15 protein-coding genes are annotated in these 16,870 nt (G+C 71.3%); 6 read left to right on the top strand and 9 right to left on the bottom strand.

What is annotated here, in order from left to right; translation table 11 throughout:
- Positions 1-126 precede the first annotated feature (126 nt).
- Entirely contained in the window at positions 127-684 is a 558-nt protein-coding gene (locus CLM62_RS04755; RefSeq protein ID WP_095748602.1) for a putative glycolipid-binding domain-containing protein, read from the top strand.
- A gap of 34 nt (positions 685-718) precedes the next feature.
- On the opposite strand, the gene CLM62_RS04750 is transcribed toward CLM62_RS04755, so the two are convergent.
- Both CLM62_RS04750 and CLM62_RS04745 read right to left on the bottom strand, forming a co-directional pair.
- On the bottom strand, positions 719-2,359 hold the full coding sequence (locus CLM62_RS04750; protein WP_095748601.1) for an ABC-F family ATP-binding cassette domain-containing protein: 1,641 nt from the start codon (positions 2,357-2,359) through the stop codon (positions 719-721).
- A gap of 48 nt (positions 2,360-2,407) precedes the next feature.
- Positions 2,408-3,427 carry an oxidoreductase gene (locus CLM62_RS04745; protein ID WP_095748600.1) on the bottom strand — a complete coding sequence of 340 codons (1,020 nt, stop codon included), beginning with the start codon at positions 3,425-3,427 and terminating at the stop codon, positions 2,408-2,410.
- Between the two features lie 66 nt (positions 3,428-3,493).
- Between CLM62_RS04745 and CLM62_RS04740 the strand changes: the two genes are divergently transcribed.
- Positions 3,494-4,450, top strand: a complete 957-nt coding sequence (locus CLM62_RS04740) for an FAD-dependent oxidoreductase (protein WP_095748599.1) — start codon at positions 3,494-3,496, stop codon at positions 4,448-4,450.
- 27 nt (positions 4,451-4,477) lie between these two features.
- On the opposite strand, the gene CLM62_RS04735 is transcribed toward CLM62_RS04740, so the two are convergent.
- The gene (locus CLM62_RS04735) at positions 4,478-5,731 is read right to left on the bottom strand and encodes a M14 family metallocarboxypeptidase (RefSeq protein ID WP_095748598.1); all 1,254 of its coding nucleotides are present in this window, start codon (positions 5,729-5,731) and stop codon (positions 4,478-4,480) included.
- On the bottom strand, positions 5,728-7,683 hold the full coding sequence (locus CLM62_RS04730; RefSeq protein ID WP_095748597.1) for a Xaa-Pro dipeptidyl-peptidase: 1,956 nt from the start codon (positions 7,681-7,683) through the stop codon (positions 5,728-5,730). Before CLM62_RS04730 ends, CLM62_RS04735 begins: the two co-directional genes overlap by 4 nt.
- A 219-nt stretch (positions 7,684-7,902) precedes the next feature.
- Here CLM62_RS04730 and CLM62_RS49755 point away from each other — a divergent pair, with 219 nt between their 5' ends.
- The 3 genes from CLM62_RS49755 (at position 7,903) to CLM62_RS04720 (ending at position 9,827) form a co-directional block, all read left to right on the top strand.
- Positions 7,903-8,058 (top strand): hypothetical protein, encoded by a 156-nt coding sequence (locus tag CLM62_RS49755; RefSeq protein ID WP_179381940.1) that lies wholly within the window; start codon positions 7,903-7,905, stop codon positions 8,056-8,058.
- A gap of 36 nt (positions 8,059-8,094) precedes the next feature.
- Positions 8,095-9,033, top strand: coding sequence for an arginase family protein (locus tag CLM62_RS04725; protein WP_257003670.1), 939 nt, complete (start codon positions 8,095-8,097; stop codon positions 9,031-9,033).
- 74 nt (positions 9,034-9,107) lie between these two features.
- Complete coding sequence (locus CLM62_RS04720; protein ID WP_179381939.1) at positions 9,108-9,827, top strand: MerR family transcriptional regulator; 720 nt, start codon at positions 9,108-9,110, stop codon at positions 9,825-9,827.
- A gap of 37 nt (positions 9,828-9,864) precedes the next feature.
- Here the strand turns inward: CLM62_RS04720 and CLM62_RS04715 are convergent, their stop codons facing one another.
- From CLM62_RS04715 to CLM62_RS04695, 5 genes are all read right to left on the bottom strand, one after another.
- The gene (locus CLM62_RS04715; RefSeq protein ID WP_095748595.1) at positions 9,865-12,042 is read right to left on the bottom strand and encodes a 3-hydroxyacyl-CoA dehydrogenase NAD-binding domain-containing protein; all 2,178 of its coding nucleotides are present in this window, start codon (positions 12,040-12,042) and stop codon (positions 9,865-9,867) included.
- A gap of 74 nt (positions 12,043-12,116) precedes the next feature.
- Positions 12,117-13,331, bottom strand: a complete 1,215-nt coding sequence (locus CLM62_RS04710; protein ID WP_095748594.1) for an acetyl-CoA C-acetyltransferase — start codon at positions 13,329-13,331, stop codon at positions 12,117-12,119.
- 24 nt (positions 13,332-13,355) lie between these two features.
- Entirely contained in the window at positions 13,356-14,498 is a 1,143-nt protein-coding gene (locus CLM62_RS04705; RefSeq protein ID WP_095748593.1) for an acyl-CoA dehydrogenase family protein, read from the bottom strand.
- The gene (locus tag CLM62_RS04700) at positions 14,495-15,625 is read right to left on the bottom strand and encodes a CaiB/BaiF CoA-transferase family protein (RefSeq protein ID WP_095748592.1); all 1,131 of its coding nucleotides are present in this window, start codon (positions 15,623-15,625) and stop codon (positions 14,495-14,497) included. Before CLM62_RS04700 ends, CLM62_RS04705 begins: the two co-directional genes overlap by 4 nt.
- A 129-nt stretch (positions 15,626-15,754) precedes the next feature.
- Positions 15,755-16,135 (bottom strand): MmcQ/YjbR family DNA-binding protein, encoded by a 381-nt coding sequence (locus CLM62_RS04695; RefSeq protein WP_179381938.1) that lies wholly within the window; start codon positions 16,133-16,135, stop codon positions 15,755-15,757.
- Between the two features lie 91 nt (positions 16,136-16,226).
- Here CLM62_RS04695 and CLM62_RS04690 point away from each other — a divergent pair.
- On the top strand, positions 16,227-16,870 hold a 644-nt coding region (locus CLM62_RS04690; protein ID WP_179381937.1), incomplete at its 3' end, for a trans-acting enoyl reductase family protein.

Here is a 16,870-nt window from a genome sequence, read left to right as displayed (position 1 = left end):
GATGGCCGACGCCCTGCGCCGCGCCGGCCTGGTCGACCCGAAGCGCGGCGGGCGCTGACCCGTCCGGGCCCCGGCCCCCGTACCGCATCGGGGGCCGGGGCCCGGCCCTGCTCGTAGGGTGGCGATATGACCACTTCGCGCGTACTCACCTGGGACGTCACCGCGAGCCGGGGCTACGAGACAGCCTGGGTCGACGTCGAGGGCGACGCCCTGCGGGCCCGCGGTCGGGCGGTCGGGACCACCCCCGAGCCGTACTGGATCTCGTACGAGCTCGACACCGGTGAGGGCTTCGTGACGCGTCGGCTGTGGTTGACGGCGGAGACGGCGGCCCGCACCCGCACGCTCGATCTGCGGCACGACGGCCGGGGCGGATGGGCTGCCGACGGGGAGCGGCTGCCGGACATGGACGGGGCCCTCGACTGCGACCTGGGGCTGTCTCCGCTGACCAACACCATGCCGGTGCTGCGCCATGGGCTGCACCGGGCCCCCGGCGAGCAGGAGTTCCTGATGGCCTGGGTGTCGGTGCCGGGTCTGACGGTACGGCGGTCGCGGCAGACGTACACCCACCTGGGCCACGGCCTGGTCCGCTTCGCCTCCGGCGACTTCCGCAGCGATCTGGTGTTCGACGCGGACGGCTGCGTCGTCGACTACCCGGGCCTGGCCGCGCGGCTGGCGTCCGTCTAGCCCCTGTCCGGCGACCTGATCCGCCGGACAGGCCTCAGCGCTCTGTCACCTTGCCGTCCGCCACCTCCAGGCGGCGGGTCACCCGGACCGCGTCCAGCATGCGTCGGTCGTGGGTGACCAGGAGCAGCGTGCCCTCGTAGGCGTCGAGAGCCGACTCCAGTTGTTCGATCGCCGGCAGGTCCAGGTGGTTGGTGGGCTCGTCGAGGACCAGAAGGTTGACGCCCCTGCCCTGGAGGAGGGCCAGTGCGGCGCGTGTGCGTTCGCCCGGGGAGAGGGTCGAGGCGGGGCGCAGGACGTGGTCGGACTTCAGGCCGAACTTGGCGAGGAGGGTGCGGACCTCGGCCGGTTCGGTGTCCGGGACCGCCGCGCAGAAGGCGTCCAGCAGGGATTCCGAGCCGTGGAACAGCTTGCGGGCCTGATCGACCTCTCCGACCAGGACGCCGGAGCCGAGCGCGGCGGCGCCCGCGTCCAGTGGAACGCGGCCCAGCAGGGCACCCAGGAGGGTGGACTTGCCGGAGCCGTTCGCTCCGGTCACCGCGACCCGATCCGCCCAGTCGATCTGCAACGACACCGGGCCGAGCACGAAGTCGCCACGCCGGACCTCCGCGTCCCGCAGGGTCGCGACGACCGCGCCCGAGCGCGGGGCCGACGCGATCTCCATGCGCAGCTCCCACTCCTTGCGCGGCTCCTCGACGACATCGAGGCGTTCGATCATGCGCTGGGTCTGGCGGGCCTTCGCGGCCTGCTTCTCGCTGGCCTCACTGCGGAACTTGCGGCCGATCTTGTCGTTGTCGTTGCTCGCCTTACGGCGCGCGTTCTTCACGCCCTTGTCCATCCAGGAACGCTGCATCTGCGCCCGCTCCTGGAGGGCCGCCCTCTTGTCGGCGTACTCCTCGTAGTCGCCCCGGGCATGCCGACGGGCGACCTCCCGCTCCTCCAGGTAGGCCTCGTAGCCGCCGCCGTAGAGGGTGATCTGCTGCTGAACGAGGTCGAGTTCGAGGACCTTGGTGACGGTGCGGGTGAGGAACTCGCGGTCGTGGCTGACGACGACCGTGCCGGCGCGCAGGCCGCTCACGAAGCGTTCGAGGCGCTCCAGGCCGTCCAGGTCGAGGTCGTTCGTCGGCTCGTCCAGCAGGAAGACGTCGTAGCGGGAGAGCAGGAGTGAGGCGAGGCCGGCGCGCGCCGCCTGGCCGCCCGACAGGGACGTCATGAGCTGGTCCAGGTCCACGGCCAGACCGAGGGAGTCGGCGACCTCCTCGGCCCGCTCGTCGAGGTCGGCGCCGCCGAGCCCGAGCCATCGCTCCAGGCTCGTCGCGTAGGCGTCGTCCGCGCCCGGCGCCCCGTCGACCAGGGCCTGGGTCGCCTGGTCCATCACGCGCTGGGCCTCGGCGACACCGGTGCGGCGGGCGAGGAACTCCCGCACGGTCTCGCCGGGCCGCCGCTCGGGCTCCTGCGGAAGGTGGCCGACGGTCGCCGTCGGCGGGGAGAGCCGCAGCTCTCCCTCCTCGGGCGTGGTCAGCCCGGCGAGCATCCGGAGCAGCGTGGACTTGCCCGCGCCGTTGGCTCCGACCAGCCCGATCACATCACCGGGCGCGACGACGAGGTCGAGCCCGGTGAACAGGGAGCGGTCGCCGTGCCCGGCGGCGAGGTTCTTGGCGACGAGGGTGGCAGTCATCAGAACGCTGATCCTAACGGCCGACGCCGACCGTCCGCGTCCCGGTTCTCAGTGCGCCACCGCCTCCACCAGCACGCTTCCCGAGGTCCGCGCCACCAGGAAGGACTCCCCCTTGACCGCCTTGGCGTCCAGGGCGATGCGGTGGCGGCCCGGTTCCAGGATGCCGTCGAAGACCTCGTGGACGTGGGTGCGGTAGAGCCGGTCGAGGCGGTACGCGGTGAGGCGAACCCGGCACGGGGAGGTGACCTCGACGCCCGCCTCGCCGCCGGCTGCGATCAGGCGGGTGAGGCGGCGCCGTTCGACCGGGCTGCGGTCCAGGGCGTGTTCGATCTGGGCGACGAGGAGCGGGACGACCGGGGCGAGGCCGTCGACGTAGGCCACGTCGACACCGGCGCGTTCGAAGGAGCGGCGTACGGCGGCTCTTTCCTCCTCGGTGATCGCGCGGCCGAAGGCGACGGCCCCGTAGCCGCGCAGTTCGTCGGCGGGGACGTCGTGCGCGTCGCGGGTGATGTCGGCGCCGATGCCGATGGTGCGCAGCGCGGCGGCCAGCTTGGCGAGGAGGGCCACCCGGGCGCCGATGAGCAGGACGCGGCGGCGGGTGCCGACGGAGCCGTCCAGGAGTGAGTCCAGTGCTTCCCGGTACTCGGCGCCGTGGAAGCGGAAGGGCCCTATGCCGTGGTAGCCGTTGAGCTCCAGGTCGGCGCGTTCGTCCGTCTGCCAGGCGAAGTCCCGCCAGAGGAAGTCGTCGCCGTCGCGCTCGATCACCGCGGTGACCGCGCCGCACGCGAGGTCCTCGCACTCGGGGCAGCCGTAGATGACGTAGCGGCCGTCGGGCAGCGGCGGCTCCGTCTCCAGGAGCAGGCTGCGGACCTGGGCGGTGAAGATGGCGGGTGGGACGTCGGAGGCGAGCGGGGAGACGGCGTCGAGGTCGGAGAGCTGGAAGAGGAGCGGGCGTCCGTCGACGACGAAGTCCACGAAGTCCCGGTGGATCTGGTAGTCACCGTTGGCGAGGACTCCACCGGCACGCATCGCCGGTGCCAGGCCGAAGGTCGCGTACTCGGCAGACATGTTGTGAGTATCCCCAGAGCGGGACCGATCTGAGCACGGCATGACATATTCCGCTAACGTCCCCGCATGGAAATCGCACAGGAGAACGACGTCGTCGTGGTCGGCGGCGGCGTCATCGGGCTGACGACGGCCGTCGTACTGGCCGAGCGCGGCCGGCGGGTGCGGGTGTGGACGCGCGATCCCGTGGAGCGGACCACCTCGGCGGTTGCCGGGGCGCTGTGGTGGCCCTACCGGATCGAACCGGCCGCGCGGGCACGTGCGTGGGCGCTGCGCTCGCTGGACGTGTACGAGGAACTGGCCGCACGGCCCGAGGTGACCGGCGTACGCATGGTCGAAGGGGTACTGGGCGAGGCGGATCTGGACGGCGCCGAGGCCTGGGCGACCGTACGGCTGCCGGGGCTGCGGGCTGCGACGGCCGAGGAGTACGCGGGCACGGGGGTGTGGGCGCGGCTGCCGCTCATCGACATGTCGACTCATCTGCCGTGGCTGCGGGGGCGGTTCCTCGCAGCGGGTGGGGCCATCGAGGAACAGACGGTCTCGGACCTCGCGCAGGTCCCGGCGCCGGTCGTGGTCAACTGCACCGGTCTCGGCGCCCGCGAGCTCGTGCCGGACGCGTCGGTGCGTCCCGTGCGCGGGCAGCTGGTCGTCGTGGAGAACCCGGGCATCCGCACCTGGGTGACCTCCAAGGCGCCCGACGGGCAGATGGCGTACTTCTTCCCGCAGCCCGGCCGACTCCTGCTGGGCGGCACGGCGGACGAGGACGCATGGTCGCTGGAGCCGGATCCGGTGGTGGCGGAGGCGATCGTACGGCGGTGTGCGGCGCTGCGGCCCGAGATCGCCGGGGCGCGGGTGCTGGGCCACCGGGTGGGGCTGAGGCCGACCCGGGACGCGGTCCGGCTGGAGCGTGAACCGCTGCCCGACGGGCGGGTGCTGGTGCACCACTACGGTCACGGCGGCGCCGGCATCACGGTGGCCTGGGGATGCGCGGAGGAGGCGGCGGAACTGGCCGCCGCCTCCCCATGACACGTCACGCATGACGCGTGAGCGGCCTCAGCAGTCGGTTACCGGCTCACCGGCTGCCAGGTGGTACGGCGCACGCTCGTCCAGGAGCAGCGGGACGAGGGCACGCAGCGACTGGCGGAGCGGGACGTAGGTACCTCTGGTCGTGACACCGTGCAGGGCGAGTTCGTCCTTCACCTCCGTGTACTGCTCGGGGGTGAGCCGGTACCCGCAGGGCGGGTCCTGGATCACCTCGGCCGGTTCCGGCGGGTCGTTGTCGGCGCCGCCGACGTAGACGGGGCCGGTGTCGGCGTAGCCCTCCAGCCGGGCCTTGCCCGTCGCGGCCTCGATCCGCCCTCGGCGTTCGTCGGTGAACCCGGACAAGCCCTTCAACGCGGCGAGTTGGGAGTTCACCCGGCGCCGGTTGTTGACCGCTTCGGCGACGTCCGTCAGTGGCTCCACCCGGCTCTCGATGAGCAGGCCGACGGAGTGCTTGATGCCGGACATGTTCCGCAGGATCCGTTCCTGGCCGTCCCCGGCGACCTGGCGGATCGGTTCGCCGGTGACGGGGTCGGTCCAGATGCCGTACGTGCCGGTGGAGTACCCGGCGCCTTGCGCGGCAGGGCGTACGTACGCCTGGGACAGGGTCTCGGCTTCGTCGTGGACGGCCGTGTCCGTGTTGAGGTTGCGCGGCCACAGGTCGAACAGATCCTTGTCGTAGTACCGCGGTGTGGCGCCGTACTCGTGCAAGTCGTAGATCACGTCGGGGCGTTGGTCGCGGATGACCGCCGCCAGCGTGCGTCCCTCGGTGGTCTTCAGGGCGATGTGGTCGCGGTTGATGTCGACGCCGTCGCTGTTGCCTCGGGTGTCGGCGGCGCGGCCGTCGGGGTTGGCGGTGGGGACGACGAGCACGGTGGTGCGGTCCAGGAAGCGGCGGGTCCGCTCGTCCTTCGCGTACGCCAGGTCGCGGATCGTGGTCAGGCAGGCCTCGCGGCCGGAGGGTTCGTCGCCGTGCTGGCTGCACACGAGCAGGACCTTGTTCCGGGCGTGCGGGGCGTGCCGTGCGCCGATCCTCACGAGTTGGAGGGGCCGGTCCTGCTTCGTCGTACCGATACGGGCGACGGAAACCCGGGAGCTCGCCCGGTCGACGGCCGCGAGGAAGTCCTGCTCCTCGGGCTGGCTGGTCCAGCGCGCGCCGTCCGACTCCTCGAAGCCGGTGCGCGGCGGGGTGTCGGCCGCGTGGGCCGGGACGGCGACGAGGGAGGCGGCGAGGGCCGCCGCGGTGAGCGTCAGGGCGCGGATCATCGGCCTCCTTCCGGCACGCGCTGCACAGTGCGCGGTGCCTGGACTCCGTCGAGGGGCGCGGCCTCGGGCGCGGTGGCCGCGGACCCGGCGGTGGCGCGGGCGAAGGCGGCCGTACCGCCGACGAACGGGACGCGTGCCGCCGTACGGGAGAGGTCGAGCTTCAGCGTCGGCGTGGTCGACGGCGGGTCGATGAGGTCCTTGTCCGTGCCCGCGACGATCAGGGCGAGGCGGTGTCCGGCCGGGACGACGTGATCCGTGGCGCCCAGGTCGAGAGTGATGGTGTACGGCTCGCCCGGGGTGAGCGGGGCGCCCTTCAGGTCGGAGGCGTGGTTGCCGAGGTCGGCCCAGCCGCGGCTGACGATCGTGTAGTCGACGTCGGCGGACTTGGCCTGGGTCTCCTTGAAGCAGGCGCTGTCGCCGGTGGTGCTGACGCCCCAGCAGGTGCGGTCGGTGAGGGTGGTGATGCCCTCGTAGGTGTCGGCGTAGTCGCGGATGGTGTCGGGGCCGAGGTCGACCAGGACGGCGGACAGGTGGGCCGTCGAGGTGCTCGGGGTGGCGGTCACGGTGACCTTGGAGGAGCCGGACAGGCGCAGGTCGCGGGTGAGCGGCACGGTGGCGAAACCCGCCTTCTCGGGGGTCGGCGTGTCGATGTGCGCGGCCCAGTCGGTCTCACTCAGCTCCGGGTTGTCGGTGAAGGTCTCGGTGCCGGTGCCCTTGCGCAGGCCGAGAGTGCCGACGCCCTCCCGAGCGCCCTCGGCGGGGCGCAGGGTGGTGGTGTCGGTGCCGCGCGGCGGCCAGACCGTGGAGGTGACCCACTGGTCGGGGTGGCGCTCGATGTCGGCCATGGGCTCGCGGTCGATGCCGTTGTCGTAGCCGAGGAGTTCGTGGTCGAACCAGCGGTGCAGGGTGTCGACCCATTCCGCGCGGCGGAAGTCGAAGGGGTCGACGTGGCCGGTCTCGGAGAGCCAGATCTTGCGCTCGACGCCGTTCTTCGCGAGGGCGTCCCACCACGGGCCGACGTGCTGCATACGGACGTTGAGGTCCTGCATGCCGTGGATCAGGAAGACGCTCGCCTTCACCTTCGAGGCGGCCTTGTTGTAGTCGCGCTCGGTCCACAGCGGGGTCCAGTCACCCGTGCGCGGGGCTCCGTCGACGAGCTTTTGCTGAACGGCGGCGCACTTGGCCCGGGCGTCGGGACTGTTGACGCGGTTGGACAGCCAGTCGGGGCCGCTGCCGTAGAGCGGGGCGCCCTTGGAGAAGTAGTAGTCGTACCAGGTGGAGATGGCGCTGATCGGGACGATGGTCTCCAGACCCTCGACTCCGGTGGCGGCGACGCCGTTGGCGATGGTGCCGTCCCAGCTCTTGCCGATCATGCCGGTCCTGCCGTTGGTCCAGCCGGCTTTGGCGCGTGTGGTGCCGGTGCGGGTGGTGTAGGCCTTGCCACGCCCGTTCAGCCAGTCGACGACGGCCTTGGCGGACTGGATGTCGGAGCGTCCGCCGACGTCCACGCAGCCGTCGGAGCGGTTGGTGCCGGCGAGGTCGACGCCGACGAAGGCGTAGCCGCGGGGCACGAAGTAGTTGTCGTAGAACAGCGGCATCTGGACGACGTTGCCCTGGGCGTCGTACGTCTTCTTCTGGCTCTCGTTGCCGCGCCCGCAGCACGAGTAGTACGGGCTGGCGTCCATGATGACGGGTACTTTGCGGCCCTGTTGGGCGGGTTCGCGCGGCCGGACGATGTCGACGGCGACGCGGTCGGTCTTTCCGTCGCCGTCGCCGTCGAGTCGGGTGTCCACCCAGACGGCCTCGCGGACGGCGTTGTCGTACGAGTAGACAGGCCGGCTCTCCTGTGGAGTTCCGTGGGCCACGGTCGGGGTGACGAGGGCGGCCATGAGGGCGGTGACGGCCGCGGTCGCGAGCGGTCTCCAGGTCGTTAAGCGCATGCGTGTCGGCATGCGCCGGACGGTACATCGGTCAACTCCCGTGCAGAAGAGGGCAACCGGACGCGTGTGGGGCCTACGAAGCCCGTTGGGGCGGTGTACTCATGACGGCCGAATGGCGATCGTGTGACAGCGGCGGCGGACACGTCAGGGCACACAGGGACTGATTGGGCTGCGAACAGACTTTCTGTTCCTATGACTTGGAGCTTTCGCGCGCCGCAGAATCCTCGCGCCGTGCGCCCTGGCTGCGGCCTCCCTTGGGCCCTGGGGACGCAGGGGGCGCCCGCGCGGCCGAAGTCGTGGAAGAAGATCGCGGCGGCGAATGACGTGCACGAGCATGAGCAGGAGCACGAGGCCGGGAAGGCGCACGAGGCCGGGCACGGGCACTGACGCGCGTCGTCCCGCCCGGCGGCTTACGGTGGGCCCATGCGCCGGATGCGTGGGCCGGCCGGCGTCGCCGGGCTGACGAGGGAGTCGGACGTGCGGAATGTGGCGATCATCGAGGCTCCGTCCGTGCTGGGGCTGCGGCCGTCCGGGGTCGAGGAACTGCCTCAGGCGCTGCTCGGCGCCGGTCTGGCCGCCGGCCTCGGGGCGGTGCGGGCGGGCCGGGTCGAACCGCCCGCCTACGACCCGGAGCGTGACCCGGACACCGGGGTCCTCAACCCGGCCGGCATCGCGGCGTACTCCGTCGCGCTGGCCGACGCCGTCGGCGACGTCTTGGACCGGGGCCGGTTCCCCGTGGTCCTGGGCGGCGACTGCAGCATCCTGCTCGGCGATCTGCTCGCGCTGCGCCGCCGGGGCCGTCACGGTCTGCTCTTCCTGGACGGCCACTCCGACTTCTACCAGCCGGCGGCGGAACCGTTCGGAGAGGTGGCCTCCATGGAGCTCGCCCTGGCCACGGGCCGCGGGCCCACCGTCCTGGCCGACCTGGAGGGCCGGGGGCCGCTGGTTCTGGACGAGGACGTCGTCGCCCTCGGCTTCCGGGACGCGGAGGAGTCCACGGCGGCCGGGATGCAGCCACTGCCGGCCGAGTTGTCCGCGATGGACCTCCACGAGGTACGCAGCCTCGGGGCTGCCCGGGCCGCGGACAGCGCGGTCGGTCTGCTCGGCGACGGCGTCCGCGCCGGGTACTGGATCCACCTCGATGCCGACGTGCTGGACGACGCCATCATGCCCGCGGTCGACTACCGGCAGCCCGGTGGGCTGAGCTGGCAGGAACTGGAGACCGTGCTGCGGACAGCGCTGTCCGACCCGGGAGCCGTCGGATTCGACGTCGCGATCTTCAATCCCCGTCTGGATCCGCACGGGAGCATCGCGGCGCGCCTGACCGAGTGTCTTGTACGGGCGTTCCAGAACCGGGTGTGACTTGGGGCCGGTCAGAGCGCGAAGGGGTGCTCAAGAGGTTTCACACCATTGGTGAGACAGCGATACTGCTGAACATGACGACCGACACCGACGAGCCGACCCTCACGATCGACGAGCTGGCCGCGCGGGCGGGTGTCACGGTCCGCACGGTCCGTTTCTACGGCACCAAGGGTCTGCTGCCCCCGCCGGTGATCGGCCCGCGGCGCGTGGGGCACTACGGCAGAGAGCACCTGGGTCGGCTGGCGCTCATCGAGGAGTTGCAGCACCAGGGCATGACGCTGGCGGCCATCGAGCGCTACCTCCAGCACTTGCCGCCGGACCTCAGCGCCCACGACCTCGCGATCCACCGGGCGGTGGTGGCGTCCTGGGCGCCGGACACGGTGGAGACGGTGACGCGGGAGGAACTCGAACGGCGGGCGGGCCGGCCGCTCGCCGACGCGGACGTGGAGCGGCTGGCGGCGATGAACGTCGTCAGCCGGGACGGTGACGCCCTCCGCGTCGACGCCGGGCTGCTCCGGCTCGGCGTCGAGCTGCTCGACGTACCGCTGTCCCAGGAGACCATCCTCGCCGCCCGCACCACGCTCATCGAACACTCCCGCACGGCCGCGCACGAGCTGTCGCGGCTGCTGCGCGACGCGGTCGCCGAACGGGACCCGGGGGACGTGAAGTCCCTGTCCGCCCATATGCATCCGCTCGTGGTGCAGGCCCTGCTCACGACCTTTCAGCGGTCGCTGAAGGAGGAGCTGCGGGAGTGGCTCGACGGTGACGGGGGACGAGTGACGGGTGACGGGTGACGGGTGGCGAGTGACGGGTGGCGAGTGACGCTCCGCTTCAGCGGGCGTCCGTGAAGGTCTCCCCCCTTTCCGCCTTCCCCACCAGCAGCGCCGGCGGAGTGAACCGCTCCCCGTAGCGTTCGGCGAGTTCACGCGCGCGTGCCACGAAGCCCGGCAGGCCACCCTCGTAGCCGTTGATGTACTGGAGCACGCCACCGGTCCAACCGGGGAAGCCGATGCCGAAGAGGGAGCCGATGTTGGCGTCGGCGACGGACGTCAGCACGCCCTCTTCCAGGAGCTTGACGGTGTCGAGGGCCTCGGAGAAGAGCATGCGCTCCCGCATGTCCTCGAAGGGGATCTGATACCCGGGCTTTGTGAAGTGCTCGCGGAGCCCCGGCCACAGCCCGGCGCGCTTGCCGTCCTCCCCGTACTCGTAGAAGCCCGCGCCGCCACTGCGGCCGGTGCGGCCGAACTCGTCGACCATGCGGTCGATGACGGCCTCGGCGGGGTGGGCCGTCCAGGTGCCGCCCGCCTCCTCGACGGCTCGTCTCGTCTCGGCCCGGATCTTGCGCGGGAGCGTCAGCGTCAGTTCGTCCATCAGCGACAGGACCTTCGCCGGGTAGCCCGCCTGCGCCGCCGCCTGTTCGACCGACGCCGGCTCGACGCCCTCGCCGACCATCGCGACGCCCTCGTTGAGGAAGTGCCCGATCACGCGTGAGGTGAAGAAGCCGCGTGAGTCGTTGACGACGATCGGCGTCTTCTTGATCTGCCGGACCAGGTCGAAGGCGCGGGCCAGCGCCTCCTCACCGGTGCGCTCGCCCTTGATGATCTCGACAAGCGGCATCTTGTCGACGGGCGAGAAGAAGTGCAGCCCGATGAAGTCGGCCTGCCGCTCGACGCCCTCGGCCAGCGCGGTGATGGGGAGCGTGGAGGTGTTGGAGCACAGCAGCGCGTCCGGCTCGACGAGGTGCTGGATCTCCTGGAACACCTTGTGCTTGAGCGCCGAGTCCTCGAAGACGGCCTCGATGACCGCGTCGCAGCCGGCCACGTCCTGCGGGTCGGCCGTGGGCGTGATGCGGGCCAGCAGCGCGTCCGCCTTCTCCTGGGTCGTACGGCCCCGGGAGACGGCCTTGGCGCACAGCTTCTCGGAGTAGCCCTTGCCCTTGGCCGCGGCCTCGGTCGACACGTCCTTGAGGATCACGTCGATGCCCGCGCGGGCGCAGGAGTAGGCGATGCCCGCGCCCATCATCCCGGCGCCGAGGACGGCCACCTTGCGGACCTGGTGCGGCTCGATGCCCTTGGGGCGGTTGGCGCCGGAGTTGACGGCCTGGAGGTCGAAGAAGAACGCCTGGATCATGTTCTTGGACGTCTGACCTGCGGCCAGCTCGACGAAGTAACGCGCCTCGATGACCTGCGCGGTCTCGAAGTCGACCTGGGAGCCCTCGACGGCGGCCGCGAGGATGCCCCGCGGGGCCGGGTAGGGCGCGCCGCCGGTCTGCTTGCGCAGGGTGGCCGGGAAGGCGGGCAGGTTCGCCGCGAACTTGGGGTTGGCGGGCGTGCCGCCGGGGATGCGGTAGCCCGGCTTGTCCCAGGGCTGCTGGGATTCGGGGTTGGCCTCGATGAAGGCGCGGGCCTTGGCGAGGAGTTCCTCCTGAGTGGTCACCACGTCGTCGATCAGGCCGTTCTCCAGGGCGCGCCGCGGGTTGTACTGGGTGCCCTGGAGCAGGACCTTCAGCAGCGCGTCGGCGATGCCGAGCAGGCGTACGGTACGGACGACTCCGCCGCCTCCGGGCAGCAGGCCGAGGGTGACCTCGGGGCAGCCGATCTTGGAGCCGGGTGCGTCGAGGGCGATCCGGTGGTGGCAGGCGAGCGCGATCTCGTAACCGCCGCCGAGGGCCGCGCCGTTGAGCGCGGCGACGACCGGCTTGCCGAGGGTCTCGATGCGGCGGAGATCGCGCTTGACGGCCATGCCCGCGTCGAAGGCCTCCTGGGCGGTCTCGGGCGTGACGCGGATCAGGTCGCGCAGGTCGCCGCCGGCGAAGAAGGTCTTCTTGGCGGAGGTGAAGATGATGCCCCGAATGGTGTCCTTCTCTGCCTCCAGACGGTCGGTGGTGACCGCCAGGGAGTCGCGGAACGCCTGATTCATGGTGTTGGCGGACTGGTCGGGGTCGTCGAGGACGAGGGTGACGACGCCGGTGCGGTCCTGTTCCCAGCGGATGGTGGTGCTCTGTGTCATGACAGGGGTCTTTCGTAGAAGTCTCGTGATACGGCCGCTGCCGTTACGGCTGCTGCCGCTGATCCGCCGGGGTTTCAGATCCGCTCGACGACGGTCGCGATGCCCATGCCGCCGCCGACGCAGAGGGTGGCGAGGCCGTACCGATTGTCCTGGCGCTCCAGTTCGTCGACGAGCGTGCCGAGGATCATCGCGCCGGTCGCGCCGAGGGGGTGGCCGAGGGCGATGGCGCCGCCGTTGACGTTGACCTTGTCCAGGGACAGGCCCATGTCCTTCACGAAGCGCAGGACGACCGCCGCGAAGGCCTCGTTGATCTCGACGAGGTCGATGTCTTCGATGGTCAGCCCGGCCTTGGCGAGCGCCTTGCGGGTGGCGGGCGCGGGACCGGTGAGCATGATGGTGGGCTCCGAGCCGGAGACGGCGGCGGAGACGATCCGCGCGCGCGGGGTGAGCCCGTAGCGCTCGCCGACCTCCTTCGAGCCGATCGCGACCAGCGAGGCGCCGTCCACGATGCCGGAGGAGTTGCCCGCGTGGTGGACGTGGTCGATCTTCTCGACCCAGTGGTACTTCTGCAGCGCCACGGCGTCGAAGCCGCCCAGGTCGCCGATGTCCGCGAAGGACGGCTTCAGCTTGGCGAGGGAGTCGGCGGTGGTGCCCGGGCGCGGGTGCTCGTCGTGGTCGAGGACGACCAGCCCGGTGCGGTCCTTCACCGGCACGACGGACCGGTCGAAGCGGCCCTCCTTCCAGGCCGTCGCCGCGCGCTCCTGGGAGAGGGCCGCGTACTCGTCGACGTCCCGCCGGGAGAAGCCCTCGATGGTGGCGATCAGGTCGGCGCCGATGCCCTGCGGCACGAAGTTGACGGCCAGATTGGTCATCGGGTCGTTGAACCAGGCGCCCCCGTCCGAGGCCATCGGCACCCGGGACATGGACTCGACGCCGCCCGCGAGGACGAGGTCCTCCCAGCCCGAGCGCACCTTGGTGGCGGCCAGGTTGACCGCCTCCAGGCCCGAGGCGCAGAAGCGGTTCTCCTGCACGCCCGCCACGGTGTCGGGCAGCCCGGCGGCGATGGCGGCGATCCGGGCGATGTCGGAACCCTGGTCGCCGACCGGGCCGACGACGCCGAGCACGATGTCGTCGACGGCCGCCGGGTCCAGGCTCGGGAAGCGGTCGCGGATCTCGTGGATGAGGCCGACGACCAGGTCGATGGGCTTCGTGCCGTGCAGGGCGCCGCCGGCCTTGCCGCGGCCGCGCGGGGTGCGGATCGCGTCGTACACGTACGCTTCGGTGCTCATGGGTTGGCAGCCTTTCGAGGAGGGTCAGCCCAGCAGGGAACGGCCGATGATCTCCTTCATGATCTCGGTGGTCCCGCCGTAGATGGTCTGGATACGGCCGTCGGTGAAGGCACGGGCGATGGGGTACTCGGTCATGTAGCCGTAGCCGCCGTGCAGTTGGAGGCAGCGGTCGGCGACCCGCTTCTGCAGCTCGGTCGCCCACCACTTGGCCATGGAGGCGTGCACGGCGTCGAGTACGCCGTCCGTGTGGTCCGCTATGCAGCGGTCGAGGAAGGCGCGGGTGACGGCGCACTCGGTGGCCATCTCGGCCATCTCGAAGCGGATGTGCTGCTTGCTCGCCAGGGGCCGGCCGAAGGCCTCGCGCTCCTTGACGTACTCCGTGGTGATCTCCAGCAGGTGCTCGGCGGCGGCGATCGCGGAGACGGCGATGCTCAGGCGCTCCTGGGCGAGGTTCGTCATCAGGTGCGCGAAGCCGCCGTTGAGCTCGCCGAGCAGGTTCTCCTTGGGCACGCGCACGTCGTGGAAGAACAGCTCCGCCGTGTCCTGCGCCTTCTGGCCGATCTTGTCGAGGTTGCGGCCACGCTCGAAGCCGTCCATGCCGCGTTCGACGACGAGCAGGGACAGGCCGTGCGCGCCGCCCTCGGGTGTCGTCCTCGCCACCACGATCACCAGGTCGGCGAGGATGCCGTTGGAGATGAAGGTCTTGGAGCCGTTCAGCAGCCAGTTCTCGCCCCGGTCCTCGGCGTGCGTCCGGATGCCCTGGAGGTCGGATCCGGCGCCGGGCTCGGTCATGGCGATGGCCGTGATCAGCGTGCCGTCGCAGAAGCCGGGCAGCCAGCGCCGCTTCTGCTCCTCGGTGGCCAGGCCGGTCAGGTACGGGCCGATGATGTCGTTGTGCAGTCCGAGGGCGATTCCGGGCGTGCCCGCGCGCGTGAACTCCTCGGCGAGTACGGCGCTGTAGCGGAAGTCGGCGGTGCCGCCGCCCCCGTACTCCTCCGGTACGGCGAGTCCGAGCAGGCCCTGTTTGCCCGCCGCCCGCCAGGCCTCGCGGGAGACGATGCCGTCCTTCTCCCATTGCTCGTAGTACGGCAGCACCTCCCTGGCCAGGAAGCTGCGCACGGTCTCGCGGAACGCGTCGTGCTCGGGGGCGAAGATCTGCCGCTTCATGCGAGGCCCTTCAGGAGCTCGGGTACGTCCCAGTCGCGTGCCACGTCCGCGGTGTCGGCGCCCGGCTGCGCGGGGCCGCCGCGGACGGCCGTGGGGGTCGCGGAGAAGCGGGGCGCGGGGGCGGGCTGGGTGATGCCGCCATGGTCGGTGAAGGTGCCGCGGGCGGCGAGGTGCGGGTGGTGCGGGGCCTCCCGCAGGGACAGCACGGGGGCCACACAGGCGTCGGAGCCCTCGAAGACGGCCGTCCACTCGTCACGCGTACGGGACTTGAAGCGGGCGGCGACCGCGTCGCGCAGCTCGTCCCAGCGGGCCAGGTCCTTGCGGGCCCCGGCGTGTTCCGGGATGCCGAGCAGGTCCAGGAACTCGTCGTAGAACTGCGCCTCCAGGGCACCCACCGCCATGTACTTCCCGTCGGCCGTCTCGTAGGTGCCGTAGTAGGGGCAGCCGCCGTCGAGGAGGTTGGCGCCGCGCCGGTCCTGCCAGCCGCCGGCGGCGAGCATGCCGTGGATCATCGCGGCGAGGTGAGAGGCGCCGTCGACGATGGCGGCGTCGACGACCTGGCCGGCGCCGGTCGCGCGCGCGTGGTGGAGGGCGGCGAGGACACCGACGACGAGGTAGAGGGAGCCGCCCGCGAAGTCGCCGACCAGGTTGGCCGGTACGGCCGGGGGCTCGTCCGGTTGGCCGATCATGCCGAGGGTGCCGGTGAGCGCGATGTAGGCGATGTCGTGGCCGGCACGGTGGGCCAGCGGACCGTCCTGGCCCCAGCCGGTCATCCGGCCGTAGACCAGCCTGGGGTTGCGGGCGTGGCAGGCCTCGGGGCCGACGCCGAGGCGCTCGGCGACGCCGGGGCGGTAGCCCTCGATCAGGATGTCGGCGCGTGCGGCGAGGTCGAGGACGCGGGCCGGTCCGTCGGGCGACTTCAGGTCGACGATCACCGAGCGCTTGTTGCGGTTGGTGACGTCGTACTCCGGATCGATCGCGAGCCCCGAGCCGCCGGGGCGGTCCACGCGGACGACGTCGGCGCCGAGGTCGGCGAGGAGCATGGCGGCGAACGGGCCGGGCCCGATGCCGGCCAGCTCGACGACGCGCACGCCGGTGAGCGGGCCCTGCGCTGACGTCGTTGCCATTCAGCCCCCAGATGTGTGACACAACCGCTGTAACACCAGCGATGCTAAGAACGCGTTTCAGCGGACACAAGACCTGACACCAGATTTGGCGAGCAAGCGCTTAGTTCAGGTGTACCGCAGACGGTCGGATCAGCGCGCGTCCAGCTCCGCTATCAGGCGCTTGGGGGCGATGGTGCGGTAGCTCTCCTCCACCCAGTCGCACAGCAGCTCGGCGTCCGGGGTGCCCTGCCGCTCCAGCGGAATGCTCACCCATCCGGACTTCCCCAGGCCGTACCCGGCGGGTTCGGCGCCGGGGCAGGTCAGGGCGTGCGCGTGGGCGGACTCCTCCTTGAGCTTCACGGTGATGCCCAGCGGATAGCTGCCGTCGTCGACGCCGAGGAAGACGAACACCTTCTTGTTGACCTTGGCGACGGTCTCACCCCAGGGGAACTCCTCCGTGGCACCGGGCATCCCGAGGGCGAACTCGCGCACTTTCTCCCATTTCTTCAGCGCGTTCTTGGGAACGGCCACCTGATACCTCCGGGCTCGTTGTCGGGCTCCGCACTCCTCACGCTAGCCTCGGCCACCGACAACGGCGCGTGCGGCGGACCCAAGGGGTGACATGAACAGGCTGAACAAGGCGGAGCGTCCGGACCGTCCGTACGACATCGTGCTCTTTGGAGCCACCGGCTTCGTGGGGACGCTCACCGCGGAGTACCTCGCCGCGCACGCACCCGAGGAACTGCGCTGGGCGATCGCCGGTCGCAGCGAGGACAAGCTCCGAGCCCTGCGTGAGCGGCTGCCCGGCGGAACGGGCACCGGGGTCCTGAAGGCCGATGTGGCCGATCCGGGCTCGTTGCGCGAACTCGCCGAGCACGCGCGCGTGGTGGCCACGACGGTGGGCCCCTATGTGACGTACGGCGAGGAACTGGTCGCCGCCTGCGCGGAGACCGGCGCGGACTATCTCGACCTCAGCGGTGAGCCGGAGTTCGTGGACCTGATGTATGTCCGGCACGACGCACGCGCGCGTGAGACGGGTGCGCGGCTGGTGCACGCGTGCGGCTTCGACTCCGTCCCGTACGACCTGGGGGTGTACTTCACGGTCCGGCAGCTGCCGGAGGGGGTGCCGCTCACGGTCGACGGGTACGTGACCGCGGACGCGACCTTCTCGGGCGGTACGTTCGCCTCGGCGCTGAACCAGTTCGCGCGGGGGCGGCAGATGCTGGCCGCCGCGCGGGACCGGAGGCGGCACGAGCCGCGCCTGGT

The organism is Streptomyces sp. SA15 (genome assembly GCF_002291145.1).
In the GTDB taxonomy this organism is placed as follows: domain Bacteria; phylum Actinomycetota; class Actinomycetes; order Streptomycetales; family Streptomycetaceae; genus Streptomyces.
Note: the sequence above shows the minus strand (reverse complement) of the source record. Positions and strands in the feature narration are given on the sequence as shown.